Below are 26,150 nucleotides of genomic sequence, written 5' to 3'. Positions count from 1 at the left end.
CCGCAGGCACCGAGCGCCGCACGCAAGCGAACGCCAACCGCGGCGCTCAGGGTACCGGCCGCAACACGAGTAGATCCTGCAGTTCCGGTCCGCCGCCGCGGTTGCCGCTGCCTGCGCCGATGTAGAGATCACCGCCCACCTGTGCCGCCTGCGTGCCATGCCTGCCGCGCGGCAAGGCGGGGCCAGTGTCCCAACGCGCAGTGGCCGGATCGTAGAACTCCACATCCGCATGCGCGGCGACCTGGGCGGTGCTTTCACCGCCTAACAGCATGATCCGGCCGTTGTGCGCGATGGCCGCCGCGCCCGCACGCGGGGTTGGCAGCGTGGCATCGGCCACCGACCAGGTCGCCTGCTGAAGATCGTAGATATCCAGCTGCGGGATCGTTTGCGACAGCGTGTCGCCGGTATCGTGCGAAGACCTGCGCCCGCCGGCTGCGTAGAGCTTGCCGGCGAGTACCGCCGCTTGAAAATGATCGCGTGCATGCGGTGCATCGGGCAGGCGCGTCCAGCGCTGGGTCCGCGTGTCGAAAGCATCCAGCCACGGCACGTAGCCGCTGTTGTGGCCGCGCGTATTGCCACCCACCAGATACAGCACGCCATCGTGCGCGACGGTGCCGGCCGAACCGCGGCGGCGATCGGCTGGAATCTCCGCACCCACCTGCCAGCGGTCGGTGGCAGGGTCGTAGATCAGCAGATGCGTTAACGATGCTTCGTTGGGATAGTCCCCAGTGAATCCACCCACCAAGTAGAGCTTGCCTGTCCAGACCGCAGCCTGCGCGTGGTTGACCGCCAACGGCGGTGCGCTGCCATGCGACCAGCGTCGCGTGCGGGTATCGAAAATATCCAGCGGGCGTTCGCCACGACCGCCGAATAAATACAGGCGATCGCCGATTGCGGCCATGCTGTTTTCATGGCGTGCGTGCGGCTCGCCCTGCGATGGCGCTGGGCGCCATTGCAGCTTGCGCGTCGATGCAGTTTGTTCGACGTCATTCGCCCTACCGCTGGCAAGCACGCCCGCGGTAACGACGAGCAGGAACATCGCGCACAAAGACGTTGCCAATCGATGCATCGGTGTTCCCTTGGTTACCGAGAGCGGCCAGTCTACTCACCTATCAACGCAGAGAAACAGCAGAAAGCGGACAGAGCCGCCATGCATGTAGCGACCAGGACAGTGCCGTGTTGCCGTGACCGACGATGGCAGTGGTCGACCATCTGCACTGCTGGGTGCGTGCCGTCTACGCAGCGCGCTTTATCTAACGCAGTGCCCTGCATTGCTTGCACGCGGCCGCGCATACGCCGGCTCTTCACGTTCAGCAGCACCGCAGATGCGAACACGACAGACATCGCAATGGCAGGAGATCGGTGTGGCGCATTCCTCGACAATTCCCCGTTCGGCGACAACGCCGCCCAAGAGCGTTGCCGCTGCGGCAGCGCGTGGACTTCGCCTGCGCGAGCAGCATGGCCGTGGCGGTACCGCGATCGGTGTGGCGCGTGCGCGTGACCTTTCTGCGCAAACGTCGCTCTCCGCACAGACCATTGGACGTATGCGTTCTTACTTCGCGCGGCACAGCGTGGATAAGAACGGCAAGGGATGGTCGGATGCCAAGGCGCCATCGGCTGGTTACATCGCCTGGTTGCTGTGGGGCGGCGATGCAGGCCAGCGTTGGGCAGCGCATTTGTACGCGCGTCTGCAGGAGGCAAGCGCGAAGCAGGGCGCTAGCAGCAGAAATGGCTCTAAAAAAAACTGTTGTAAAGAAGGCCGCAGCGAAGAAGAGCGCAACCAAGAAAGCTGTGGCAAAAGCAGTAGCGCTAAAGAAATCAGTAAAAAAAGCTGCTGCGAAAAAGGCCACAACGACAAAGCGCGCCACGAAAAAAGCTGCGGCCGGGAGCACCCGCGCTAGAAAGACGCCATCATCGACGGTCGCAAGGAAGGCAAGCAAGAAAGCTGCAACAACGAGCAGCGCGACCAAAAAGAAAAATGCGACCAAGAAAGCGCCGGCAAAGCGCAGTGCGGGGAAAAAGAGCACGTCCACAGCAAGCGCTGCGAAAAAGCGCGCAACCAAGACGTCCGCGCCCTGGAACACGCCCAGCCCGAAGAGCGCTTCGCGCTCAAAGCCACTGTCGCTGGCACAGAAGACTCAGGCACGCAAGCGCGCCAACGCTGCCGGCCGGCCCTATCCCAATCTGGTGGACAACATGGCGGTGGCGAGCAAGCGCAGCACGACCAAGCGCGCGGCCAAGTCCAGTGCCACAAACAAACGTGCAGCAAAGAAATAGCGGTATCGGTAAAGCGCAGTGGGCACTATATGCTGCGCTCGGAGGTGTGCAGCTAATGCTCATGACGTGTAGCAGGCGGCCCGCTCTGCGGGAATGCCGACTAAGGCGTGGAGCGGTGACGCTTGCTGTCGCCGCGGCATCGGTCCGAGCAGTATTTCACCTCATCCCAAACACGCTCCCACTTCTTGCGCCAACGAAACGGCCGCCCGCATTGCACGCAGACCTTCTCCGGTAGATCCTGTTTCTTACGCATCGCCATAGGTCGAAGGATCTGAAGCATGTGTTGGTGAACGGGTGCAAGCATGTCATAGGGACGTTGAATGCAGAACTCCGTCTCGGACGTCATGCAAGCAAAGGTCCAGCACACAGCGGGACATGGCGTTGGGATGCAAGCGCACGCGCTTTGTTATAGTCCGCAGGCAGCGGTTTGGCGTCCGATACCGGAAAGCGCTAACTGTACACGCTCACCATCTCAAACAAGGACGTTCGTGAAAGCATCTCTGCTGGTCGTGTCGGCACTTTTGTACGTTGCCGCACTCTATCTTCCTGCGCTGCATGGCGGTGCCGAGCAAGTGAGCGGTGTGGTGCTCCTCATGTTCGGCTGGATCCAGGTACTCGACGGCCAATGCTTCGCCTGGTTAGGCAACCTGCTGTTCTTCGGTGCGTGGCTCTGTTACGTCTTCAAATCTGATAGAGCAGCATTTGGCCAGCTGCTTTTGGCATGTCTGGTCGGCGTGGATACCTTTCGTGCCACCCGTTATCTAAAGAACGAAGCCGGGCATGAAGTCATCATCGACCATGTGGGTGCAGCCTTCTACGTTTGGGAGTTGAGCTTTCTGGCGCTGCTGGTCGTGGTATTGATGCATATGGCCCAAAATCGTGATGTTAATCCAAAAGCAATCAGTTAACGGACTTGGTATCTACAGTCATGCAGAATTTTGATAAAAATCTCGGTCGATCCGCGGTTATTTTTTATTCGGGCTACTGGGGTCTGTTCTTCTCGCACCTATCCTTGCAGAAAACGGCTACCACGATAGCGTGCCGATTTTGGTCCTGTGGGCTGTGATGCCTTTGGTTGCATGGTTCATGTCAAGAGCGGCAAAGGGAATGGGTAAGAACCCGTGGCTTTATGGCGTGGCATGTTTGATTCCACCTATGGCGGTATTATTTTTTATCAAGTTTTCAGTTGCTCGCCAAATAGACAGATCGAAGTTCTGAGTTGTGGCCGGGGTACGGCAATAGGGCAACGAGTCCATCAATGATAAGAGCCAGAGCGGCCTGGTCCTTTCGAAAAATTTAGTCGTGGTTGGTGCCTTGGGAGCTCTCTAAGATGTGGCGAATCAAATGGAACCGCAAGCTACTCTTCGCGCTGACCGCGGTGGTCATTGCATGTATCGCTTCGAATCCGGAACTCGTAGCGCTGGTGCCAATGCTGGATACGCTGGGTCTGGATTTATTCGCCTATGTGCTGGCAGGGCAGTTTGGTGCGGTGGTGCTGGGTAGGCTGATGCCTGGTTGCCGTGAGAGTTGCATGGGATGGGGCGGTAAGCTGGTGTTGGCGTTGGGTTACGTTTTCAGCTGCTGTATTGGCGGCTATCTGCGCCAGCTGAGTTGGTATGTCAGACAAACTGGCTGTGCAACTGTCGTTGCCAGCGTGCGACTCTAACGCTTAGACCCGACGGAGCTTGGCGATGGAAACCAGCATCAACGTAGACGCGCAAACCATCCCAACACTGCCGAGCCGTTCGATCGCGCAGACGGTGGCGTTCTATCGGCGACTCGGCTTCGTCGGCGATGCGCATCCGCACGATGCGGGTTACGCGATTCTGCGACTTGGCGATGTGGAACTGCATTTCTTCGCGCATCCGGACCTGGATCCGGTCGACTGTTATGCGGGCTGTTACATCCGGGTGGGCGATGTGGATGCCATCCACGCAGCGATGAAGGTCGCCGCGCTGCCTGAGCGCGGCATTCCACGGCTCGATCCGGTCGGCGACAAGCCCTGGGGCATGCGTGAGTTCGCCATTGTCGATGAAAGCGGCAATCTGCTGCGGATCGGGCAGGTGATTAGAGGCTGAGTGTTATATCCACCAACTAGGCTGATTATTTGGTGCTGAAAGGAGTGGGGTCGATTACAGAAGTCATCAACCAAGCCCCACTCACTCGTGGTCAGGCTTCCTGAGGTAGGTAGGAAGTTACAGTGGCCTTAATCCTGTCTGCAAAGCTGTAGATTTCGTCGATAGAGCTAAGGTCGAGTTGCTCCTCTTCTTTGTATTGATTGAAAATGCCCAGTCGAAGCTTCTGAAGGTTGTTGAAGCGAAGTCTGCAAATCGGCTTTCTGTTGTTATCGTCGAGTAGCACAGCGCAGTAGCTCTGAGCGTCTCTCATGAAAACACGTTTGCCAGGAATAATCTCGCGCACGATGGCTCGAACGATATGGAAGCCTTCAATTTCTTCCGGAGTCGTAACGATTAGAGGGTCAACTGCTAATGGTGCCGTCGTGGAGGTGGGCGTATCGGCAACGACAACCGGTGCGGGATCATTGATTGAAATTGCCTCAGGCGCCATTGCGCCTTTGAGCCGCTCATTGATTCGTTCGCTGATCAGCTGATCGAAGGCCCGGCGCGTTATCGATGTGAATTGATCGCGTATCGCAGGTGTAAAACGTCGATTCCCTACAAGATCTGCAGAAACAAGTTTGACGAAGTCCTCGGTAGGCTGGTGCATCCACTCTGCGAGTCGTGTCTGAATGGCGCGCGTGTACTTCAGCTCGTTCGCGGTCGTTAGGATTGTGTCCAGGTCGAATGCAGACTTCGCAAACTTTTTCAGCTCGTCGACATCCCGTTCCTTGAAGTCCAATACATTGAACTCGAAGAAAGGCTTTTCATCCATCTTGTTTGGCTGTTCCAGATCAGTGAAAAATCGGTAGACCAAGCCGTTAGTGAGAACGCCGAAGCGTGCGGCGGTGACATGGAAGTAGCGAAACAGCTGTCCAGCATGATTGATGCTCAGCTCAGCACCCGCTTTCTTGCATTCGAAGAGAATGATGGGCTTACCGTCGCGTAGTATGGCGTAGTCGACTTTCTCGCCTTTTTTGGTTCCCACGTCCGCGACGATTTCAGGCGTGACCTCAAGCGGGTCAAAGACGTTGTATCCAAGAATCTGGATCAGAGGCATCACCATCGCATTTTTGGTGGCTTCTTCGGTCTGAATTAGTGCACGCGTCGTACTAATGCGCGTTGCCAGTACGCGCAGCTGATCGATGAAGTCCATCGTTTTTTGCTCCTTTGCCCTGTTGAGCAATTTTTACCACAGAGAGCGGACTTAAATTGCTGATCATTTGATTTTTATTTGTGGTTGCGGATCAGCTCGGTTGCCAAACGCCCAGATTTCATGATTAGCCCCACCGTTGGAAGACCCGCTACTTTCAATTAAGTAGAGCGAAATTTGCATCCAAGAAGGAGTGATTTAGCCCTGCGAGACTAGTTAGCCACGAGCGCATGCTGCACGTCCGCTGGGCTGCCTGTATTCAAAGTGTCGTAGGCGGCATGGAGTGCTTCTAAAAAGCGGACATCGCCAGAAAGCTGGAAAAATACGGCATCGACGGCGAGAAACGCTGCGATGTCATCTTTGGCGGAGCCTTTGGCGTCGTGCCCAATCTGACTCAACTGATCACTCAACGGGTCGACCAGCGGCACGCTGTCATGTGCTTGCCTGCGGATGAAGTGCAGCCACGCGGCAACCGCCAGGCATAAGCGCTGGATCGGTTGGCCGGCAGCGAGGGCGTCGCCGATCGTGCCGAGCAGTCGCACCGGAATTTTTTGCGAGCCGTCCCAGGCGATTTGGGCGAGCAGGTGGCGGATGGCGGGATTGCGAAAACGGGTAAGGATGGCAGCACTGTAACGTTGCGCATCAAAGCCTTCCATCGGTTGCAGGGTGGGGGCGATTTCCGTACGCATCAGCGTTTGGACGAACCCGGCAAGCTCTGGGTGACGCATGGCGTCGGCCACCGTCTCCAGCTGCAGCAGGCTGCCGAGATACGCCAGCGCAGAGTGCGGTGCGTTGAGCAGGCGCAGCTTGGCGCGTGCGTAGCCGGCGATGTCTTGGCTCAAGGTGACGCCCACACGTTCGAATGCAGGGCGGCCGTTGCAGAAGCGATCTTCGATCACCCACTGGCTGTAGCGCTCGCGCTGAATCGGCCAGGCATCGTGCACACCGAGCTGATCTTGCACATGCGTCCGCAGCGCGTCATCGGTGGCGGGCGTGATGCTGTCGACCATCGAGCGCGGAAAGACCACGTGCTGCGTGATCCACTCCGCGAGCGCGGGGGCTGTCTGTTCTGCAAGCCGCACAACGGCGCGCTTTAGCAGCGTGCCGTTGTCGGTCAGGTTGTCGCAGCTGAGCACGGTGAACGGCGCGGTGCCGTTGTGCATGCGCTGTTGCAGCCCGGCAACGAGGTAGCCGATGGCACTGCGCGGGCTTGCGGGGGTGGCGATGTCCTGCGCGATGTCGGGATGCGTGAGGTCAAGGGCGTCCCCGGCCAGGCAATAGCCTTTCTCGGTGACGGTGAGCGTGACCAGGCGCACCCCAGGGTCGGCAAGCCGCGCGAGCACGGCAGCCTGTTCGTCGGCGGCGCAGAGTACTTCGCGAATCGCACCGATGACATGCAGTTGCGGCTGTTCGTCGAGCAGGGCGAGGGTATACAGGCCATCCTGCGGACGTAAGGCATCGCGCACCTGCGGGCGATGCAGCGAGACGGCGCAGATCGCCCAGCTGGGGTCTTCGGCAAGCAGGTCGTCGATGTAGACGGCCTGATGTGCGCGGTGGAAGGCGCCCGCGCCGAGATGCACGATGCCGATGCGGGTATGTTCGGGAGTGTAGTTAGGGGTGAGGACGGCGCTCGGTAGCTGCGCGAGGGTCGTGATGGAGAGTCGTGTGATGGCCATAAGTGTTCAATTCGAAGGATGTGCCGCAAGGTCTCTCGGTCAGCGTCGCCGCGTCCCAAGCCCGCTGCGCGCCCGGGCCCGCGCTTGCGACGCGGGCGCTCCAAGGCACGCGTGCAAGGCGCGCGTGAGCGGTGCCTCTTCGCTCCAAAGGGAAAAAGAGGCTTTAGGGCAGCCGCGGCCGAAGGAATTTTTCGCCCATGGCCGCATGGCGAGCGTGTCGATGGCTGCTACTTGTCAGTCACGGTGAAGCGCTGTTTGGCGCGGATATCTGCGCTAGAGGCGCCGATCTGCACTTCATAGGCGCCCGGGTCCACCGTGTAGGTCTTGCGCTGTTCATCGTAGATGCGCAGCGCCTCCTTTGCGTTGATGGGGAAGCGCAGCTCGCGTTGTTCGCCCGGGTGCAGTGCGACGCGTTGAAAGCCACGCAACTCTTTGCCTGCGCGTTCGCGTTGTGGCGTGAGCGGATGCAGATACAGCTGCGCCACCTCATCGCCTGCGCGTTGGCCGGTGTTCTTCACTGTGACAGTGGCCGTGAACGAACCATCGGCCGCCACCGTGTTGCGGTCAAGGCGCAGATCGGAATACGCGAACTGCGTGTACGACAAGCCATGGCCGAACGGATACAGCGGTGTGCCGCCGAAATAGCGGTAGGTGCGGCCATGCATGGCGTAGTCGTCGAACGCCGGCAGGGCTTCGCTTTCCTTGTAGAACGTCACCGGTAGCCGGCCGCCAGGATTGGCATCGCCGAACAGCGTGTCGGCCACCGCGGTACCGCCGCGCTGACCTGGATACCAGGCCAGTAGGATGGCGGGCACGTGTTGCTGCGCCCAATCGATGGCCAGCGCCGAGCCGGCGGTCAGCACCGCCACCACCGGCTTGCCGGTGGCCTGCAGGGCTTCGAGCAGTTCGCGCTGTGGCTTGGGCAAGCGCAGGTCGGTGCGATCGCCGCCGGCAAAGCCGGGGTAGTTCACCTTCATCTCTTCGCCTTCGACATCGCCGGTCAGGCCACCGACGAAGACCACCACCTCGGCGCTGCGCGCGACGTCCAGCGCTTCTTGCAACGGTGGCTTGGCGCCAGGTTGGCGCCAGGCCAGGCGTACTGCGGCATCACGTTCGCCCTCAAAGTATTCCAATCGCAGGTCGTAAGTGCGGCCAGCTTGTAGCTGCACATCGACGCCGTCGGCGTGCAGGCGGTCGCTGGTACTCCAGCGATCGATCACCGGCTTGCCATCCAGGTACAGGCGCACACCGTCATCGGCGGCCGCTTCCAGGTGGTAGTTGCCGGTGGTCGGTGGGACCAGCTGGCCGCTCCAGCGGATGCTGAAATTGTCTGCCGGCACTGCCTCGCTCGGACCGGCTTCGCCGCGCGCCAGCAGGTTGTCGGTCGGCGAGCCGCGGTCCCACTTGAAGCCGATCTGCGCATCCACGCGCACCAAGGCCGGCTTGCCGGACAACTCACGATTGCGAAAGTACTCGCCACGCAAACCGCGCTCGGGCGAGTTGGCCGATGGCCGCAGGTATTGCGGTTCAATCAGTGGCGTGGCGGCGGGGTCGTCGCGCCCTTCGACCAGATCGGCGCCGCGCGCGTACAGCACCTGCGCATTCGGCGCCGCGGCCCGGATGCCTTGCAGCACGGTCACTGGTGCGGCCGGCGTGCCGTAGTAATTGCCGAGCAGCGCCATGGTGTCGTCGGCGGTGGGGCCGATCACCGCGATGCGTTTGAGCTTGGTCCGCGACAACGGCAGCAGGCCATCGTTCTTCAGCAGCACCAGCGATTCGCGCGCAGTGCGTCGCGCCAGCGCATCATGCGCCGGCGATTGGTTGACCGAGGCGGGAATTTTCGACCAAGGCAACTGCCCCGGCGGATCGAACATGCCCAGGCGCATACGCGCGGTCATCAAGGTCTGCAGGGACGTGTCGATCTGTGCCTCTTCGATGAGGCCTTGATGCACAGCCGCCGGCAGGGTTGAGTATTCCTCGCCGCATTCCAGCTCGGTGCCGTGCTTGACCGCCAGCGCGGCGGCTTGTTCGCGGGTGGCGACAATCTTGTGGTGCTTCCAGATATCCACGATCGCCCAGCAGTCGGACACCACGTAGCCCTTGAAGCCCCATTGCTGGCGCAGTACGTCCTGCAGCAGGAATTTGCTGGCGCTGGCCGACTCGCCATACACGCGGTTATAGGCGCCCATCACTGCGTCTACCTTGCCGTCCTTGACCAGCGCTTCGAACGCGGGCAGGTAGGTCTCGTAAAGATCGCGTTGTGAGGGGCGCGCATCGAAGTGGTGGCGATCGGCTTCCGGGCCGCTGTGCACGGCGAAATGCTTGGCGGTGGCGTCGAGCTTGCGGTAGCTCTCGCCCTGCGCGTTCTTCGGTGCGTCGCCGCCTTCGCCTTGCAGGCCCCGCACGAAGGTCACGCCCATGCGTGCGGTGAGGAAGGGATCCTCTCCGTAGGTTTCCTGACCGCGGCCCCAGCGCGGATCGCGGAAGATATTGATGTTCGGCGACCAGAAGGTCAGCCCTTGATAGCGCTCGTGCTGATTCTGGCGCAGGAACTGATGATGCTTGGCACGCGCCTCATCGCTGATGGCGGTGGCGACCTCGTGCATCAGCGGCAGGTCGAACGTAGCGGCCATGCCGATTGCCTGCGGGAATACCGTTGCGCCGCCTGCGCGCGCCACGCCATGCAGCGCCTCGTTCCACCAATCGTAGGCAGCCACCCCCAAACGCGGAATCGCCGGCGCGGCGTTCTGCATCTGCGCTGCCTTTTCTTCCAGCGTCATACGCGAGACCAGATCGGCGGCGCGTTGTTCGAAACTGCGTTGGGTGTCCAGGTACGGCGGCGGTGTCGCGGCATGGGCAGCGCTTGCGGCACATGCCAGCGCGAGCAGGACGCCATGTGTGAGCGAACGAAACGGGGCGGGCGGATGCGAAGGCATGGTCAGTCCTGTGAGGAGCGGTCGGGGTGCGATTGGGCGAACGGCCCGATCATGCTGCCGACGAAACCGCCGGCCTGTTCGGTGCTGAGAAAGCTGGCGTCGTCGTTGCGGCGTAGCGATTGCCAGCCGCGGCCGTCGGCATCGAAGGCGAAGCTGTACGCGCTGCCATCGCCGCTGATCTGCAGCCGCAGCTGTGCCGTTGCCGGGATGCGGGTCTGCGCCAGCGTGGTGGTGGTTGTGCCATCGCGCTTTTCCAGAAATACCTGCACCGCGTCGCCATCGCGGCGGGCGCCGAGCGCGTACCACGCATTGGAATTCTGAAATGCGGCCAACCCCGCACGCACGCCAGGCTGCGTCGGCACTTCCAGCGCGGTGCTGATGGTGAAACGCATATGTTGCTGGCGGCGTGCGAGGAACGCCGGCGTGCGGGTGCTGTCCAGCCCCTGCGCGTCTGCATGCAGCGTCAACCAGCCTGCACGCGTGCGCAGATCGGCCACGTCGCGCTTTGGCACGCGCACGGTCAGCCACTCGCGCTGCAGCGTGGCTTGGTCGAAGTCGTCATGCCAGATGAAGTTACCCGACGATGGCGACTGCGCAGCACTTGCCTTCATGCCAGCGGGTGCCTTGGCGACGTAGGGGATTGGCTGCCCCGCCGGCAAGATCGATGGCCAGCCATCGCGCCATTGCACCGGCAGCAAAAACGTTTCGCGCCCGGTGTTGTAGCGATCGCCGCTATACGGGCGGCTTGCGAGAAACACCGCCCACCATTGCCCATCGGGTGTGTCCACCAGATCCACGTGGCCGGCATTGCTGATCGGGTGTGCGCGCTCGGCCGGCAGATCGCGTTGGGTCAGGATGGGATTGCCCGGCGCGGGCGCATACGGCCCCCACACGGTGCGGCTACGCAACACGACTTGCGAATGCTGTGGCCCGGTGCCGCCCTCGGCGCACGAGAGGTAGTACCAGCCATCGCGTTGATACAGATGTGGGCCTTCGATCCAGATCGGCTTGCTGGCCAGATCCACGCCACCGTTGAGCAACACCTTGCGCGGGCCGACCGGCTGGTTGGTGGCCATGTCGAAGCGCTGCATCCAGATCGCGCGGTGCCCGTCGTACAACGGCGTGCCTTCCGGCGGGCCGTTGTTGAGCAGGTAGGCGCTGCCATCGGTGTCGAAGAACAATGACGGGTCGATGCCATCGATGCTGGGCAACCACGTCAGTGCCGACCACGGACCTGCCGGATTGCTGGCACTGGCGATGAAATTGCCGCCGCTGTCGACCGAGGTGCCCACCACGTAAAAGCGTCCGTCGTGATGGCGGATGCTGGCGGCGTACATGCCGCGTGACATGCGCAACCCGTCGTAATCGAGTTGCTCGCGGCGTTCGACCACATTGCCGATCTGCGTCCAGTGCACAAGGTCGGTGCTCTCGAACACCGGAATCGCCGGGAAGTACGTAAACGTCGAATTGACCAGGTAATAGCGCTCGCCCACACGCGTAACGCTGGGATCGGGATAGAACCCGGCCAGCACCGGATTACGGTAGTGGCCGGCTGGCAGCGGCGTGGCGAACACCGCATCGTCGCCGCGGTAGTCGAACCAATCGAAGGCGACATCGGCAGACGCCTGCGCAGGCGCCGCCAAGGCCATCAGCAGCGCCACACACATCGTGGAAAGCGCGCGCATCACCAGTCCCACATCGCGCCGTCTTCCAGTCGGGCGATCGGCAACTGCTTGGGCACATACGGATACTTCGCTGCAAGCGCTTCGTCGATGTCCACGCCATGCCCGGGCGTCTCGCCGCAGTGCAGGCGGCCATCGCGGAACACGTAGTCATGCGGGAACACCGCATTGGCTTCGTCGGAATGGAACATGTATTCCTGGATGCCGAAATTGGGTACCCAGGTGTCGAAGTGCAATGCCGCGCCCATGCACACCGGCGAGAGATCGGTTGCCCCGTGGAAGCCGGTACGCACCTGATGCAGCGCTGCAAAATCGGCCAGCCGGCGCACGTGGGTGATACCGCCGGCGTGGACAATCGTGGTGCGGATGTAATCGATCAGTTGCTGCTCTATCAGATGCTTGCAGTCCCAGATCGAATTGAATACTTCACCCACCGCCAGCGGCGTCACGGTGTGCTGGCGAATGATGTCGAATGCGCGCTGGTTTTCTGCCGGGGTGGCGTCTTCCAGCCAGAACAACCGGTATGGCTCCAGATCACGGCCCAGGCGCGCGGCTTCGATCGGCGTGAGTCGATGATGGGCGTCGTGCAGCAGCTCGATCGCATCGCCGTGATCGCTGCGCAATTGCTCAAATAGTTTGGGCACCACGCCGAGATAGCGCGGTGTGGACCACACGGTTTCGGTGGGCAGCTCGCTTTCCGCCGGTTCGTACGGCTTGCCACCGACAGAAATGCCGTAGGTCTTCTTGATGCCGGGCACGCCGCATTGCGCGCGGATGGCGATAAAGCCCATCTCGCGGAAGCGGCCCACTTCTTCACTGGTTTCGGCGATATCGCGCCCGTTGGCATGCCCGTACACCAGTGCGCCCTCGCGTGAGCGTCCGCCAAGCAACTGGTACAGCGGCATGCCGGCCATCTTGCCCAGGATGTCCCACAACGCCACATCCACCGCGGCAATTGCGCTCATCGTCACCGGCCCGCGCCGCCAGTACGCGCCGCGGTAGAAAAACTGCCAGATGTCTTCGATGCGTCCCGCATCGCGGCCGATCAGATTCGGCACCAAGTGTTCCTGCAGGTACGCGGCCACCGCCAGTTCGCGCCCATTGAGCGTGGCATCGCCCACGCCGGTGATGCCCGAGCGCGTGCGGATCTTCAAGGTGACGAAATTGCGCCCCGGGCAGGTGACGATGACGCGTGCCTCGACGATCTCGCGATCGCGGGCAGAACCTTGCAGCGGTGCAGGGGAGTCGGAAGTCTGTGACATCGTGATTTCGCTCAGGGTGAAGAAGTGGCGGTGATGGGAAGTTCGAACGGGCCGGCCGGCAGGCCGCTGCGGTCGTACAGGGTGCACACGGGGCTGTCGGCCCAGCAGTAGCGCACCCGCGTGGCCTGCACGTCGGCAGGAATGCGCAGGCGGATTTCGCGCGCGGACAGCGTTGCACTGGTATAGCGGCAGCTGCCGGCAGCATCGCCGCAGAGCTCGAAGCCGATCGGCGCGTCGTTGCCGTAACTCAGCAGCGTGGTGTCGACGTCGTCGAAGCCGATGCGCACGCTTGCGCCGTCGCGGTGAGCGCTGCGCGGCACCGGCCCGGAGGCGGCAATCGCGTCGCCATACACTACATGCCGCGCTGCACGCGCCAGGCGCCGACCCAGCTCCTGCTTGTTGGCCGGGTGGATGTCGTAGCGGTCGCCGATATCGATCGCTACCGCCAACCCTGCGTGTGCATCGTTGGCAACGAAGCGCCGCTGCGCCTCGCGCAATTGCGCCCAACCGCTTTCGCTCGGTTGGGTGGGCGGTGCACCGTAATTGGCCAGCTGCACCAGCAGCAATGGAAGCTCCGCGCCGAAGCGCTGCCGCCAGTCGCGCTGCCATGCGCTCAGCAACGCGGGGTAGTGCGCCGCATCGCCGGTATTGGATTCGCCCTGGTACCACAGCACGCCGCGCAGGCCCAGCTGCCCCAGCGGCGCGATCATGCCGTTGTACAAGGTGGTCAGCCCGGCAGCCGACGACCACGGCGCACGCGGTGGCGTGCCCAGCGCCTGCGGCACGATGCGGTATTGCCAGGGCGCGTCCAGCGCCAGCGTGCTGCCATCGGCAAACTGCAGCGCGCGCGATTGCGCATCGCCCAGCAAACCGCCGCGCCGATACGTGTTGAGCACATTAAGCACGATGCTGTTGCGCCCGGCATGCAGCCGTCCACGTGGTAGCGCGTAGCGACGCGGCTGATCAGCACCGTAGCTGCTGCCCACGCCACGGCCGTCGACCCAAGTCTGGTCCAGTTCGTCCACCGGCCCGAGTAGCAACGTGGCGTCTTGTGCGGCCTGTGCCTGGGTCAGTTCGACGCTGGTGCGGTACCAGACCATGCCGTTGAAGCCGACCAATTGCGGCACGCCCCAGTCGTCCCACGCGCCCATTGCCGGCGGCGCGTTCTGCCAGTCGCCGGGCGCATCCGGCTGCCACGGCTCGCCTTCGCCATGCGCATGCCACCAGGTTTCCCACAGCGCGGCCCACCGCGGTGCGGCCGCAACCGGATCGGTTGCGTAACGCGCCAGCACATCCAGTGCGGGGCCATCGTCGCCGGCTGCACGCAGCGCCTTGTCGCCGATCCAGGCCTGCAGTTGCGAACCGCCCCACGAGGCGTTGATCAAACCCATCGGCACATCGACGCTCTTTTGCAGCTCACGCGCGAAGTAGTAACACGCGGCCGAAAAGTCTTTCACCGTCTCCGGCGTGGTGCGCTGCCAGCTTGCAGCGCCACCGAAACCGCGTTGGGGTGTCGGGCTGGATTGCGCAGGCACCTTGAACATGCGGATGGTGGGATGCTCGGCATCGGCAATCTCGCTGCGCGAATCCAGCGAGCGATACACCTGCAGTTCCATGTTCGATTGCCCCGAACAGAGCCAGACATCGCCGATCAGCACATCATCGATCTGCTGCACCACACCGTTGGCAGCGCTGGCCTTCAGGCGGTACGGGCCGCCGGCGGCATGCGCGGGCAAGCGTGTCTCCCAGTGGCCTTGCCGGTCTGCGCGCGCCTGCACCTGCGCAGTGTCCAATTGCACGGTGACACGCGCGCCTGGCGCCGCATCGCCCCACAGGTGAATCGGCGCATCACGTTGCAGCACCGCATGGTCCTGGAACACAGGATGCAGCAGCCGTGCATCCGCAGCGCTGGCAAGCTGCGGCAGCAGCAACGCCGATAACGTCCCGATCAATAGCTTTATGCGACATGCGCTCACTTCGGATTCCCCGGTGCATATGGAAATGTCAGTGCCTGGTAATACGCCAGCGGATGCGTCGGCGGGCTGACGCCTGCAGGCAGCGGGCGACCGGACACACGTTGAAAATAAGCGATGCTGGCATCGCGCCACCACTGCGCCTCACGCTGCTGGATCGCCAAGAAAGCGGCCACCTGCTGGTAGCGCTGTGCATCGACCTTGCCGGCCAGGCCCTGCCAGGTCGTGCGCATCGCAGCCACCTCACTCACGCCGTGGTCGTAATGCCACACCAGCTCATCCCACAGCGGCCTGCCAGAGGCCATGCGGTGATCCCACGGCACATGATGGAACCACAGCAGCAAAGGCTCGGGCACGCGCTGCACGTCGCCGAACAGGCGCGCCACCGGTGGCGCATATTGCGCAACGGCATTGCTGCCGCTGGCGCTGCGGTCGAAGCCAATCCCGTTGCGGTCGGCACGGTGGTAATACACCGGGTCCCAATCCGGGCGTTCGCTCCCGGCATCCCACGGCGCCGGGCCGTAATGGTGGCCGCGCCCCATCAGATGATGCAGGCCGAGCGGGGTCATGTAGTCCACTACTGCCTCGCGCGACCGCAGCATCATGCCGACCACCGGCTCGACCACGGCCGGATCGTTGGAGAACGTCATGCGTGCCCATTCCTGCGCAATGGCCTGCGGCGACAGTTGCGGGTCCCACGCCAGCCGCCCGTACGCATACCAGTTGGCCTGATCGAAGATCGAGCCGCTCCAGTTGCGATCGGCGCCGATATTGGCCACGCCGGCAATGCCAGTCAGCCGTGTGCGCTTGGCGTCGGCGAACAGGCTGCCATCCACCGTCTTTGCGACAGTCGAGCCCTTGCCGCGCGCATAGGTGTCGGCCTGCAGGGTTTCGGAAAACAGCGTGCCCAGATAGGCCAGATGCGTGGAGAAGCCAAGATATTCCTTGGTGATCTGGAACTCCGGCATCAACGGCGTCTTGCGCATCGCACCGAACAATGGATGAAACGGCTCGCGCGGCTGGAAGTCGATGGCGCCGTTTTTTACCTGCACAATCACATTGTCGCGAAAGGCGCCGTCCAGCGGCACGAACTCTCTATACGCCTGCTTGGCGCGGTCGTCCGGCTGCTCATGCGAATAGACGAACGCGCGCCACATCACCACCCCGCCGTGCGGCGCTAGTGCGTCGGCCAGCAGGTTCGCGCCGTCGGCGTGGCTGCGTCCATAGTCCTGCGGGCCGGGTTGGCCTTCGGAATTGGCCTTGACCAGAAACCCGCCAAAATCCGGGATGCGCGCATAGATGGCGTCGGCTGTGTCGCGCCACCAGCGCTGCACCTGCGGGTCCAGCGGGTCGGCAGTTTTCAGACCGCCGATTTCGATCGGTGCACTGAAGCGCGCACTGAGAAACACACGAATGCCATAGGGGCGAAACACCTGCGCCAGTGCCGCGGCTTTATCCAGATATTGCGGCGTCAGGCTCCACGCCTTGGCATTGACGTTGTTGAGTACGGTTCCATTGATGCCCAGCGACGCATTCGCACGTGCGTAGTCGGTGTAGCGCGGATCCAGATAGCCGGGCAGCGTCTGCCAGTTCCACAGCGATGCACCAGCATAGCCACGTTCCACCAGCCCATCGAGATTGTCCCAATGATTGAGCATGCGCAGTTGCAGGCGTGGCGATTGGCGCACATCCAATGCTGCGAGCGATTGCCCGGTCTGTAGCAGACGCAACAGGTGAAATGCACCGTATAAAACACCGATATCGCTGCCGCCGACAATGGCGGTAATGCGATGCCCATCCAAGCGGACGCTACGAATCAGATAGCCCTCGCGCCCCAATTGACGCGTATCGAGCTTTAACGCAGCAATTTGTGGCGCGCTGGCGGCGGCCAACACAATCGCGCCATCACGCGTGACCGCGTCCACGTGTAGCGGCGTGTTTCCCAGTAATCCCTGCAGGCCACGCGCCAGCTCATCGCGTGCTGCGTGCAGGGTGGGTGAGTCGCCAACGACCACCAACTGGCTGGCACTGTCACGCAATTGCGCGGCATTGGCCAACGGTTGGTAGCGCAACCATAAATCGTAGCCGTCCTCCGCACGCGCGCTGACGGTAGCCAGCAGGCCGCCGCACAGTAGCGTCAGCCATAGCAACCACTGCGGCGGAAATACACACACAGCGGCGGTATGCCGCTTTATGTCAGACCCGCTCATGCGGCATGCTCCAGCGTAACGCGTGCATGCAGGCGCATATCACCGCTCTGCCTGCTTCCCGGTACCATGGCTTGCACCGTCATCCCTGCACTGGGCGCCTGCGTAACTGCAGCCGCGCCTGTGCATCCCGCAGCTTTCGCACGCATTTGAAGGGGCCACGCTTGGAGAAGGTCAGGAAATCGGTCCGCCGCACCAGCCGCGCGACCACCATCGATGAGGTGGCGGCGCTGGCGAAGGTGTCGCCGATGACGGTCTCGCGCGTGGTCAACAATACCGGCAGTGTGCGCGATGCCACCCGCGAACGGGTCATGCGTGCGGTCGACAAGCTGGGGTACACGCCCAATCTTGCTGCCAGCGCATTGGCCGCCGCGCAGAGCACGCGCATCGCGTTGATCTACAGCGATCCCAGCGGCGCCTATTTGCGCGAATTGCTGCTGGGCGTGTTGCGGGTTGCCTCGCGCACCTCGATCCAGCTGGTGATCGACTGCTGGGACGACCTGGACGCCGATGCCGAACGCAAGGCCGCGCGCAAGCTCGCCAAAGGCGTTGCCGGTGTGATCCTGCCGCCGCCCTTGTGCGAATCCAGAGCCGCTGTGCTGGAGTTGGTGCGCGCCAAGGTGCCGGTGGTGGCGATCGCTTCCAACCATTTCAGCCCGGATGTGGCCTGTGTGCGCATCGACGAATTTGCTGCCGCCAAAGAGATCACCGAACACTTGATCGCACAGGGGCATACGCGCATCGGCTATATCGCCGGGCATCCGAACCTGTCTGCCAGTACGCGGCGCTTCGAAGGTTTTCAGGCGGCATTGGAAGACGCCGGCCTGCGTCTGGATCGACATCTGGTGCAGCCGGGCGATTACACCTACAAATCCGGCTTGGTGGCCGCAGAAAAACTGCTGGCGCGCAAACGCCGCCCCAGCGCCATCTTCGCCAGTAACGACGATATGGCCGCAGCGGCAATCTCGGTCGCGCATCGGCGTGGGCTGGATGTGCCACGCGATCTGTCGGTGGTCGGTTTCGACGACACCTCTGCCGCCACTGCGGTGTGGCCCGAAATCACCACCGTGCAGCAGCCCATCGCCGCCATGGCCGATGCCGCGCTGGACATCTTGCTGAAGACGATTCGCGCCAAGGAGCGCACGGCGAAGATGGTCGATCATGTGGTCGCGCACCTGCTGGTCAAGCGGGATTCGGTGGCCGCACCGACAGCTGACGATGCGGCCGAGCCAACATAGCGATCAGACGACTGCATCGCTGTAAGGTGGACGTGGTCATGTCACAGACCTGCATGTAACGCGCCGGGATTGCGGGTATGCGTTCACTCACCTGCTTACCGCACGCCACGTTGTCAGCCATTGCAGACGGTGGCACTGTTGTAGGTGGCACGCAGCTGCACTGCTGGCATTCGTTGCACACGCGCTTCGTTAAAAAAACGAAGCGCGTGCTATGGCAATCATCAACGCGTCAGATACTGATTGATCAGGTTTTCGTACGCTTCCTGGCGGCCGCTGATCTGCTTGGGCACATTGCCGGTGGCATGCTTGGCCAGGTCGGCCAGCGTGATCTTGCCAGCGGCAAAGTCGGCGCCTGCGCCGCTGTCGAAGCTGGCGTAACGCTCGGCGCGCCAGTGTTCCAGCGGCGAAGAGGTCAGCAGCGCATTGGCTACTTCCAGCCCGCGTGCGAACGCATCCATGCCGCCGATGTGCGCCAGGAACAGATCCTGTGGGTCGGACGACTCGCGACGCACCTTGGCGTCGAAATTCAAACCACCCGGTGCCAGACCACCCTGACGCAGTACTACCAGCATCGCACCGACGGTGTCGTACAGATCGGTCGGGAACTGGTCGGTATCCCAGCCGTTCTGCGGGTTACCGCGGTTGGCATCGATGCTGCCGAGCAGGCCGGCATCGGACGCCACCTGCAGGTCGTGCTCGAAGCTATGGCCGGACAAGGTAGCGTGGTTGGCTTCGATATTGAGTTTGAAGTCCTGATCCAGGCCGTGCTGACGCAGGAAGCCAATGACGGTAGCGCTATCAAAATCGTACTGATGCTTCATCGGCTCCATGGGTTTTGGCTCGATCAGGAAATTGCCGGTGAAGCCGATGCTGCGGCCGTAGTCGCGCGCCAGGGTGAGGAAGCGCGCCATGTTGTCCTGCTCGCGCTTCATCTGCGTGTTGTGCAGGCAGGCATAGCCTTCGCGGCCGCCCCAGAACACGTAGTTTTCGCCGCCCAGCTCCACCGTGGCATCGATTGCGGCCTTGACCTGTACCGCCGCACGCGCGACGACGTTGAAGTCCGGGTTGGTCGAAGCACCATTCATGTAGCGCGGATGCGAGAACAGGTTGGCCGTACCCCACAACAGCTTGATGCCGGTGTCGGCCTGGCGCTGCTTGGCAATGCCCACCATATGCTTGAGGTTGCTCTCGTATTCGCCGATGTCATCGGCATCCGGCGACAGGTCGATGTCGTGGAAGCAGTAATACGGCACGCCGAGCTTGGTGAAGAACTCGAACGCGGCATCGGCCTTGGCTTCAGCGCGGTTCAATGCGGTATTGCCCACATCCCACGGATACGCACGCGTACCCGGGCCAAACGGATCGGCGCCATTGCCGCAGAAGCTGTGCCAGTACGCCACGGCAAAGCGCAGGTGCTCGGCCATGGTCTTGTCGCCGATCTTCTTGGTGGCGTCGTAGACCTTGAAGGCGAGCGGGTTGTCCGAATCGCGGCCTTCGAAACCGATCTTGCCGATGCCGGGGAAATATTCTTTCGCGCCGATGTAGACGGTGTTGCTCATGGGGTGAACTCCTGCAGCAGGGGAGGGAAGAGGTGACCAGCGTCACGCCGGGATAGCGGCATCAGCGCGCAGACCATCGCCACGTGCCGGTTGCGCAATGCGTCAGAACACGCAACCGATGCATCCGCACGACCGTCATTCGCATCCAGCCAGAAAAATGTTAGCGCTACCACAATTCCCCCTGAAAAAAGCCGCGCGTCGTAGCGAAGCTGAAGAGGCCATGCCGATCCCAGGTGAAGCGACCCAGTGACTGTACCGAGCCGGCGGCCGAAAGGCTTGCTGCGCTGCGAGATGCGAACTGTGCTGTAGCCCTGGCAAAGGCCACATTGGCCGAAAGAGGGGCGTGCAAGCACCGCACGCGTCCGCACTGCAAGCATCGCCGACGAAAACCGAGCATCCGACAAAGTCATTACCCGGCGACGACCGCAGCGCAGTGCTCGCAGCAAACAGGTCTGCATTGGCCGGCCCCGCCGCGGCCGCCAGCGCCGTCTTCTGCGTCAACGTAAACGCAGTCAGAAGACAGCTGGCAACCCACTGCCTCGCACGTAGCCCACACGGTCGCCTACCAGCCCCCGCCAGCTACAATGGCCGGCTTATGACCGCTGTCCTGCCGCTGCCGCAACCCCTGGCCGACCCCGAGCCGCGCGACCCGCGCCAGCGGCTGCAGCGTGCACAGCTGCGCCTGGGCAAACGCCTCCAGCGCCAGGTGGGCCAGGCGATTGCCGACTTCAGCATGATCGCGCCCGGCGACAAGATCATGGTCTGCCTGTCCGGCGGCAAGGACAGCTACACCTTGCTGGACATGCTGCTGCAGTTGCAGCGCAAGGCGCCGGTGCCGTTCACGTTAGTGGCGGTGAACCTGGACCAGAAGCAGCCCGACTTTCCCGCGCATGTGCTGCCGGCCTACCTGCGCGGGCTGGGGGTGCCGTTCGACATCGTCGAGCAGGACACCTATTCGGTGGTCAGCCGGCTGATTCCGGCCGGCAAGACGATGTGTTCGTTGTGCTCGCGGCTGCGGCGTGGCGCGTTGTATGCCTACGCGCAGACGCATGGAGTGACCAAGATCACACTCGGCCATCACCGCGACGACATCGTGGCCACCTTCTTCATGAACCTGTTTCACCACGCGCGGCTGGCGGCGATGGCGCCCAAGCTGCGCAGCGACGACGGTGCGCATGTGGTGATCCGCCCGCTGGCCTACGTGCGCGAAGCCGACATCGCCGCGTACGCGCAGGCGCGGCAGTTCCCGATCATTCCGTGCAACTTGTGCGGCAGCCAGGAAAATTTGCAGCGCCAGCAGGTCGGCAAGATGCTGCAGCAATGGGACCGCGAGCAGCCCGGGCGCGTGGAGCAGATCGCGCGCGCCTTGGGCGACGTACGCCCCGAACAACTGGCCGACCGCATGCTGTTCGATTTCCTGGCGCTGGGCCGCAGCGGCGCAGCACCACCCGGTCCTGCGCCTGATTCCAGCGCGTGGCTGTCGGCCAGCGACGCCGCCCACGATAGCGACTGACGCGGCCGGCTGCCGGCAGTCTTCAACCCTCCACGTTTTTCTTCATTCGGTCCAACGCATGTTCTTTCGCAACCTCACCTTGTTCCGCTTTCCCACCACCCTGGATTTCTCCGAGATCGACACGCTGCTGCCGCAAGTGCAGCTCAAGCCGGTCGGCCCGTTGGAAATGAGTTCGCGCGGTTTCATTTCGCCGTTCGGCCGCGACGAGCAGGAAGTGCTCTCGCACCGTCTGGAAGATTTTCTGTGGCTCACCGTCGGTGGTGAGGACAAGATCCTGCCCGGCGCAGTGGTCAACGATCTGCTCGAGCGCAAAGTCGCCGAGATCGAAGAAAAGGAAGGCCGCCGCCCCGGAGGCAAGGCACGCAAACGTCTCAAGGACGACCTGATCCATGAGCTGCTGCCGCGCGCCTTCGTCAAAAGCTCGCGCACCGACGCCATCCTGGATTTGCAGCACGGCTATATCGCGGTCAACAGCTCCAGCCGCAAGAGCGGCGAGAACGTGATGAGCGAGATCCGCGGCGCGCTCGGCAGCTTCCCGGCGCTGCCGCTGAATGCCGAAGTCGCCCCGCGCGCCATCCTTACCGGCTGGATCGCCGGCGAGCCCTTGCCCGAAGGCCTGAGCCTGGGCGAAGAGTGCGAGATGAAAGACCCCATCGAAGGCGGCGCGGTGGTCAAGTGCCAGCACCAGGAACTGCGCGGCGACGAGATCGACAAGCATCTGGAAGCCGGCAAGCAGGTCACCAAGCTGGCGCTGGTGCTGGATGACAATCTGTCGTTCGTGCTCGGCGATGATCTGGTGATCCGCAAGCTCAAGTTCCTCGACGGCGCCCTGGATCAGCTCGAACACAGCGAAGACGACGGCGCGCGCGCCGAACTCGATGCACGCTTTACGCTGATGAGCGCGGAAATCCGCCGGTTGTTCCTGTTGCTGGAAACTGCGTTGAAGTTGAGCAAGGCAGAGTAACCAGGCTTGGACCTGTGGCCGCGTCTCTGGCGTGATCCAAGGCGAGATCCAACGCGCGGTCGAGGGCGCGATGCCCTCACCGCCTGCGGGACAAGTGTGAACCCGCAAGCGCTGAGGAGACCACGCCAGAGCGTCGGCCGGCTGCTTTACTGAAGGACATGCGTACGATGTCTCCTGCGACGGTGGCGGACGAGGGCCCGGCAGCAAAGTCGTAGATCAGCTGCCCTACAACTGATCCATCGGTTGTCCAATCTCTCCTAGCGAGGATACCGATCACGGTCCCGCAGTCAGCGAATGCAGCAATCATTCGGTCTCACCGCCTGACACATCGCAGCGGTATCCTGTGCGCATGTTCAAGCCCGTCCGCCGCCTGATTGCGCCGCCCCCGCAGGTTGTCGAACGCGACTGCGTGCGCGTGCAACTGGAAGGCCGCGAGATCGCGGTGCTACGCGTGCGCGACCCGCGTGCACGGCGCATCAAACTCAGTGTCGATGAACGCGGCGCGCGGCTGACCTTGCCGTTGCGCGCAAGCCTGATTTCCGGCGAACGCTTTCTGCATGCGCATCTGGATTGGTTGAGCACGCAGCTGTCGCGGTATCAGCAAGTCGATGCATTTCCTGCGCTCAAGCGCGGCGTACCCGGACAACTGTCATTGCGCGGTGCATTGCTGCCCTTGAGCTGGCACGAAGGGCGCTATGCACGCATCGACATCACCGATGACGGCGCGCAGTTTTATGTGCCCACCCGCTTGGGCGATGCCGGCCTACGCCGCACCCTGAAGGAATTCTACGAAGCGCAGGCGCGCGCCGATGTCGGCCGCTGGCTGCCGAACTATCTGCCCGGTCTGCCGCGCGCACCAGCACGGCTGCGCCTGAAGGTGATGTCTTCGCAGTGGGGCTCGCTCGCACCGGACGGCTCGATGGCGCTGGATCTGGCGTTGGTGCTCGGCCGTTCTTCTGCGTTCGAGTACGTGCTGGTGCACGAGCTCTGCCACCTGGTGCAAGCCAACCACTCGGCAGCCTTCTGGGCCGAAGTGGAACAACGCTTTCCCGCCTGGCGCGACGAGCGCAGCTACTTCCACGAACACGGCCGTCAGCTCAAGGCGCAGCTGCGCCGCCTGCTGCACGCCGAATAACGCAGGCGCGTCGCGCGTCGTTTAGTCGCGGTATTTACTGACAGGGGCACACGCTTGAGTGCGGCAATGGGTGATCAACGCGGCCACCACCTGATGGCGAGGCGTCATTGGCAATGACTGCTACCGCGCGGGGTGCTTGGAGGTCAGACGCGGCCACTGCCCAGTCGCAACGGTTTGAGCTTCACCCTCGATGCAAGTGCCGGGCATAAGGCGACGCGATGGCTAGCGCCACGCGTAAGACGCCGCCCTGGCAAATTGTCGGCAAGCCAGCGGTGACAGCCAGGCAAAGCGTTTTGACAGGGCGCTTTCGGCGGCCGCAGCGCCTGCCTCCAGCGTGCGTCCCGACATCCAGTGGTCTGCGTGACACGCAACCGTCCATGCCTGTTCCAACAGCACGCGATCGTCTGCGTCCAAGTGGGGAGCTGCACGCACCACTTGGATAAATGTCCACGGCGCCTGCCACGAATCGAAGGATTCAACTGCGCTGACGACACGGGCGGCATCTGCCATGGGTCTAGTTCACCTGTGTGCGACGCCTGGCCACATCACGCGGGCGTCAACGCATCCAAAAACGCATTGATCACCGTCGCCACCGTTTCCGGCGCTTCCATATGCACATGATGCGTGCCCGGCAGCAGGTGCAGGCGCGCATCGCGCATCATCGCCACGCGGTGGTCGCGCAAGGCAGCCGGAAAATACGGCTGTGCGGGCGTGGCGAAGATGGCCTGGGTGGGGCAGGTAATCGAGGCCAGCAGCACGTCGATCTGCGCCTCGGTCATGCGGATGGCGGCCGGCAGGGTCAGGCGCGGGTCGCTGCACCAGCTGTAACCGCCTTCCACTACGCGCACGCCACGTTCGACCAGCAGCCGTGCAGCCGGTTCGGTGAGCTGATTGGCCATCATGCGCGCGCGCACCGGCATCTCCATCGACGGAAACACCCGCAGCGGCCGCTCTGCCAGCGTGCGCGCCGATGCCACTGCATCGCGCAGACGTGTGGCGGTGCTTTCCACCGGCTCGGCCAGTGCGCCCAGCGCTTCGATGGCGATCAACGCTTCCACGCGCTCGGGTGCGGCCGCGGCCAGCAGGCTGGCAACGCCGCCGCCCAGCGAGTGGCCGAGCAAGGTGAAGCGCTCCCAGCCCAGTGCATCGGCAACCTGCAACAAAATGGCGATTGCGCTGCTGAGCGTGTATTCGGCGCCCACCGGCAGCCACGTGCTGTGGCCATGGCCGGGCAGATCCAGCAGCACCAGATCCAACTCCTGCGCGTGCAGATGCGTGCTCAGCGGCACGAAGCTGGCTGCGTTATCCAGCCAGCCATGCAAGGCCAGCACGCGGCGGGGGCCACGCTCCGGGTTGCGCAATCCGGTGACCCGGCCAACGGCCACCTCGCACGCAAACGGCTCCAACCTCACGCGCGGCGCGCCACGTCGGCCAGTGCGTGCGCGTGCGCATCGCTGGCATTGAGGCACGGGATATAGCTCAGCGTGGCACCACGTTCGGCCAGCGTTTCGGCAAAGCCCAGCGCCACTTCTTCCAGCGTTTCCAGGCAATCGGTGGCAAAGCCCGGGCAGACCAGATCGAAGCTGCGCACACCGCCTTCAGCCAGCGCCCACAGTGTGGGTTCGGCGTATGGCTGCAGCCAGCGTTCGGCGCCGAAGCGCGACTGGTAGCCCATCTGCCACTCGTCCGCGCCCAGCCCCAGCGCTGCCACAATCGCCTGCGCGCTGCGTTCGCACTGCTGCGGATACGGGTCGCCGGCATTGGCCACGCGCTGCGGCAGGCCGTGGAAGGAGAACATCAGCTTCTCGCTGCGCCCATGCACCTGCCAATGCGCGCGGATCGACTCGGCGATCGCCGCCACCCAGCCGGCGTCCTCGCAATAGTCCTGGATCACCTCCACGGCGATCTCCGGCGCGCTCGGGCGCCAGGCATCCACCACGTCCTGGATCGAGGCGGTGGTGGTGGTGGAATACTGCGGATACAGCGGCAACACCACGATACGCTTGATGCCGCGTGCGCGCAGCCCGTCCAGCGTCTTGCGCACCGCCGGCTCGCCGTAGCGCATGGCCCATTCCACATGCCAGTCGGGCATCACCGCTTTCAGGCCCTCGGCCAGGCGGCGCGTGTAGACGGCCAGCGGCGAGCCATCCGGCAACCACACCTTGGCGTATTTTTCGGCCGACTTGGGGCCGCGGATCGGCAGGATCACCCCGTACAGCAGCGGCTTCCAGAACAGCGGCGGAATTGCGACCACGCGGCGGTCGCTGAGGAACTCGGCCAGGTAGCGGCGCACGGCCGGGGCGGTCGGCGATTCGGGGGTGCCGAGGTTGACGACCAGCAGGGCGGTATCGGGTGTCGTGTTCATGCGTACCATTCTGGCAGAGCCTGGCATCCCTGCCGAGGACAGCGCAACGATCGCTGCGATCGGCCGTGTCTTCCACTGCCGGTTGCGCTCACC

19 protein-coding genes and 1 pseudogene are annotated in these 26,150 nt (G+C 63.0%); 7 read left to right on the top strand and 13 right to left on the bottom strand.

The window, feature by feature from the left end; all coding sequences use genetic code 11:
- Positions 1–46 precede the first annotated feature (46 nt).
- The 3 genes and pseudogenes from KWO_RS16845 to KWO_RS16830 form a co-directional block, all read right to left on the bottom strand.
- On the bottom strand, positions 47–1,069 hold the full coding sequence (locus KWO_RS16845) for a Kelch repeat-containing protein (protein WP_026113115.1): 1,023 nt from the start codon (positions 1,067–1,069) through the stop codon (positions 47–49).
- A 552-nt stretch (positions 1,070–1,621) separates the two neighbouring features.
- Positions 1,622–2,084, bottom strand: a pseudogene (locus KWO_RS22620) (hypothetical protein).
- 293 nt (positions 2,085–2,377) lie between these two features.
- On the bottom strand, positions 2,378–2,536 hold the full coding sequence (locus KWO_RS16830) for a DUF2256 domain-containing protein (RefSeq protein WP_010374525.1): 159 nt from the start codon (positions 2,534–2,536) through the stop codon (positions 2,378–2,380).
- 229 nt (positions 2,537–2,765) lie between these two features.
- On the opposite strand from KWO_RS16830, the gene KWO_RS16825 reads away from it, so the two are divergent.
- The 3 genes from KWO_RS16825 to KWO_RS16810 all read left to right on the top strand — a co-directional run bounded on the left by KWO_RS16825 (position 2,766) and on the right by KWO_RS16810 (position 4,355).
- Positions 2,766–3,185, top strand: coding sequence for a hypothetical protein (locus KWO_RS16825; RefSeq protein ID WP_010374524.1), 420 nt, complete (start codon positions 2,766–2,768; stop codon positions 3,183–3,185).
- Positions 3,186–3,607: 422 nt separating this feature from the next.
- The gene (locus KWO_RS16815; protein ID WP_010374520.1) at positions 3,608–3,943 is read left to right on the top strand and encodes a hypothetical protein; all 336 of its coding nucleotides are present in this window, start codon (positions 3,608–3,610) and stop codon (positions 3,941–3,943) included.
- 25 nt (positions 3,944–3,968) lie between these two features.
- Entirely contained in the window at positions 3,969–4,355 is a 387-nt protein-coding gene (locus KWO_RS16810) for a bleomycin resistance protein (RefSeq protein WP_010377878.1), read from the top strand.
- 91 nt (positions 4,356–4,446) lie between these two features.
- Here KWO_RS16810 and KWO_RS16805 read toward each other — a convergent pair whose 3' ends face one another.
- The 7 genes from KWO_RS16805 to KWO_RS16775 all read right to left on the bottom strand — a co-directional run bounded on the left by KWO_RS16805 (position 4,447) and on the right by KWO_RS16775 (position 17,286).
- The gene (locus KWO_RS16805; protein WP_010377880.1) at positions 4,447–5,550 is read right to left on the bottom strand and encodes a type I restriction endonuclease; all 1,104 of its coding nucleotides are present in this window, start codon (positions 5,548–5,550) and stop codon (positions 4,447–4,449) included.
- A gap of 209 nt (positions 5,551–5,759) precedes the next feature.
- The gene (locus KWO_RS16800) at positions 5,760–7,223 is read right to left on the bottom strand and encodes a mannitol dehydrogenase family protein (RefSeq protein ID WP_010377882.1); all 1,464 of its coding nucleotides are present in this window, start codon (positions 7,221–7,223) and stop codon (positions 5,760–5,762) included.
- A 227-nt stretch (positions 7,224–7,450) separates the two neighbouring features.
- Positions 7,451–10,159 carry a glycoside hydrolase family 3 protein gene (locus tag KWO_RS16795; protein WP_010377886.1) on the bottom strand — a complete coding sequence of 903 codons (2,709 nt, stop codon included), beginning with the start codon at positions 10,157–10,159 and terminating at the stop codon, positions 7,451–7,453.
- A gap of 2 nt (positions 10,160–10,161) precedes the next feature.
- Complete coding sequence (locus KWO_RS16790) at positions 10,162–11,820, bottom strand: glycoside hydrolase family 43 protein (RefSeq protein ID WP_026113113.1); 1,659 nt, start codon at positions 11,818–11,820, stop codon at positions 10,162–10,164.
- Positions 11,821–11,843: 23 nt separating this feature from the next.
- Complete coding sequence (manD, locus tag KWO_RS16785; protein ID WP_010377889.1) at positions 11,844–13,103, bottom strand: D-mannonate dehydratase ManD; 1,260 nt, start codon at positions 13,101–13,103, stop codon at positions 11,844–11,846.
- An 11-nt stretch (positions 13,104–13,114) separates the two neighbouring features.
- Positions 13,115–15,079 carry a sialate O-acetylesterase gene (locus KWO_RS16780; RefSeq protein WP_026113112.1) on the bottom strand — a complete coding sequence of 655 codons (1,965 nt, stop codon included), beginning with the start codon at positions 15,077–15,079 and terminating at the stop codon, positions 13,115–13,117.
- Positions 15,076–17,286 (bottom strand): alpha-glucuronidase family glycosyl hydrolase, encoded by a 2,211-nt coding sequence (locus tag KWO_RS16775; protein WP_042506416.1) that lies wholly within the window; start codon positions 17,284–17,286, stop codon positions 15,076–15,078. The genes KWO_RS16780 and KWO_RS16775 overlap by 4 nt, the downstream gene beginning before the upstream one ends.
- Positions 17,287–17,447: 161 nt before the next feature.
- On the opposite strand from KWO_RS16775, the gene KWO_RS16770 reads away from it, so the two are divergent.
- Complete coding sequence (locus KWO_RS16770; RefSeq protein ID WP_010377901.1) at positions 17,448–18,521, top strand: LacI family DNA-binding transcriptional regulator; 1,074 nt, start codon at positions 17,448–17,450, stop codon at positions 18,519–18,521.
- Between the two features lie 221 nt (positions 18,522–18,742).
- Here the strand turns inward: KWO_RS16770 and xylA are convergent, their stop codons facing one another.
- On the bottom strand, positions 18,743–20,080 hold the full coding sequence (gene xylA / locus KWO_RS16765; RefSeq protein WP_010377902.1) for a xylose isomerase: 1,338 nt from the start codon (positions 20,078–20,080) through the stop codon (positions 18,743–18,745).
- A 595-nt stretch (positions 20,081–20,675) separates the two neighbouring features.
- Here xylA and ttcA point away from each other — a divergent pair.
- The 3 genes from ttcA to KWO_RS16745 all read left to right on the top strand — a co-directional run bounded on the left by ttcA (position 20,676) and on the right by KWO_RS16745 (position 23,692).
- Positions 20,676–21,593: a tRNA 2-thiocytidine(32) synthetase TtcA gene (ttcA, locus tag KWO_RS16755; protein WP_010377905.1), complete on the top strand. Its 918-nt coding sequence runs from the start codon at positions 20,676–20,678 to the stop codon at positions 21,591–21,593.
- Positions 21,594–21,651: 58 nt separating this feature from the next.
- Positions 21,652–22,557, top strand: a complete 906-nt coding sequence (locus KWO_RS16750) for a recombination-associated protein RdgC (protein WP_010374498.1) — start codon at positions 21,652–21,654, stop codon at positions 22,555–22,557.
- A gap of 349 nt (positions 22,558–22,906) precedes the next feature.
- Complete coding sequence (locus KWO_RS16745) at positions 22,907–23,692, top strand: YgjP family zinc-dependent metalloprotease (RefSeq protein ID WP_010377907.1); 786 nt, start codon at positions 22,907–22,909, stop codon at positions 23,690–23,692.
- Between the two features lie 545 nt (positions 23,693–24,237).
- Here KWO_RS16745 and KWO_RS16735 read toward each other — a convergent pair.
- Together KWO_RS16735 and hemH are read right to left on the bottom strand one after the other, a co-directional pair.
- Entirely contained in the window at positions 24,238–25,098 is an 861-nt protein-coding gene (locus KWO_RS16735) for an alpha/beta fold hydrolase (RefSeq protein WP_010377911.1), read from the bottom strand.
- 2 nt (positions 25,099–25,100) lie between these two features.
- Positions 25,101–26,066: a ferrochelatase gene (hemH, locus tag KWO_RS16730; RefSeq protein WP_026113157.1), complete on the bottom strand. Its 966-nt coding sequence runs from the start codon at positions 26,064–26,066 to the stop codon at positions 25,101–25,103.
- Positions 26,067–26,150 lie beyond the last annotated feature (84 nt).

This window comes from Xanthomonas vasicola pv. musacearum NCPPB 4379 (assembly GCF_000277895.2).
In the GTDB taxonomy this organism is placed as follows: Bacteria; Pseudomonadota; Gammaproteobacteria; order Xanthomonadales; family Xanthomonadaceae; genus Xanthomonas; species Xanthomonas vasicola.
This window is presented reverse-complemented; position numbering and strand designations above follow the sequence as displayed.

Coding starts and splice junctions, on each gene's coding strand:
- KWO_RS16845 (WP_026113115.1), bottom strand. CDS start 1,069: ATGCATCGATTGGCAACGTCTTTGTGCGCGATGTTCCTGCTCGTCGTT.
- KWO_RS16830 (WP_010374525.1), bottom strand. CDS start 2,536: ATGGCGATGCGTAAGAAACAGGATCTACCGGAGAAGGTCTGCGTGCAA.
- KWO_RS16815 (WP_010374520.1), top strand. CDS start 3,608: ATGTGGCGAATCAAATGGAACCGCAAGCTACTCTTCGCGCTGACCGCG.
- KWO_RS16810 (WP_010377878.1), top strand. CDS start 3,969: ATGGAAACCAGCATCAACGTAGACGCGCAAACCATCCCAACACTGCCG.
- KWO_RS16805 (WP_010377880.1), bottom strand. CDS start 5,550: ATGGACTTCATCGATCAGCTGCGCGTACTGGCAACGCGCATTAGTACG.
- KWO_RS16800 (WP_010377882.1), bottom strand. CDS start 7,223: ATGGCCATCACACGACTCTCCATCACGACCCTCGCGCAGCTACCGAGC.
- KWO_RS16795 (WP_010377886.1), bottom strand. CDS start 10,159: ATGCCTTCGCATCCGCCCGCCCCGTTTCGTTCGCTCACACATGGCGTC.
- manD (WP_010377889.1), bottom strand. CDS start 13,103: ATGTCACAGACTTCCGACTCCCCTGCACCGCTGCAAGGTTCTGCCCGC.
- KWO_RS16775 (WP_042506416.1), bottom strand. CDS start 17,286: ATGAGCGGGTCTGACATAAAGCGGCATACCGCCGCTGTGTGTGTATTT.
- xylA (WP_010377902.1), bottom strand. CDS start 20,080: ATGAGCAACACCGTCTACATCGGCGCGAAAGAATATTTCCCCGGCATC.
- ttcA (WP_010377905.1), top strand. CDS start 20,676: ATGACCGCTGTCCTGCCGCTGCCGCAACCCCTGGCCGACCCCGAGCCG.
- KWO_RS16750 (WP_010374498.1), top strand. CDS start 21,652: ATGTTCTTTCGCAACCTCACCTTGTTCCGCTTTCCCACCACCCTGGAT.
- KWO_RS16745 (WP_010377907.1), top strand. CDS start 22,907: ATGTTCAAGCCCGTCCGCCGCCTGATTGCGCCGCCCCCGCAGGTTGTC.
- hemH (WP_026113157.1), bottom strand. CDS start 26,066: ATGGTACGCATGAACACGACACCCGATACCGCCCTGCTGGTCGTCAAC.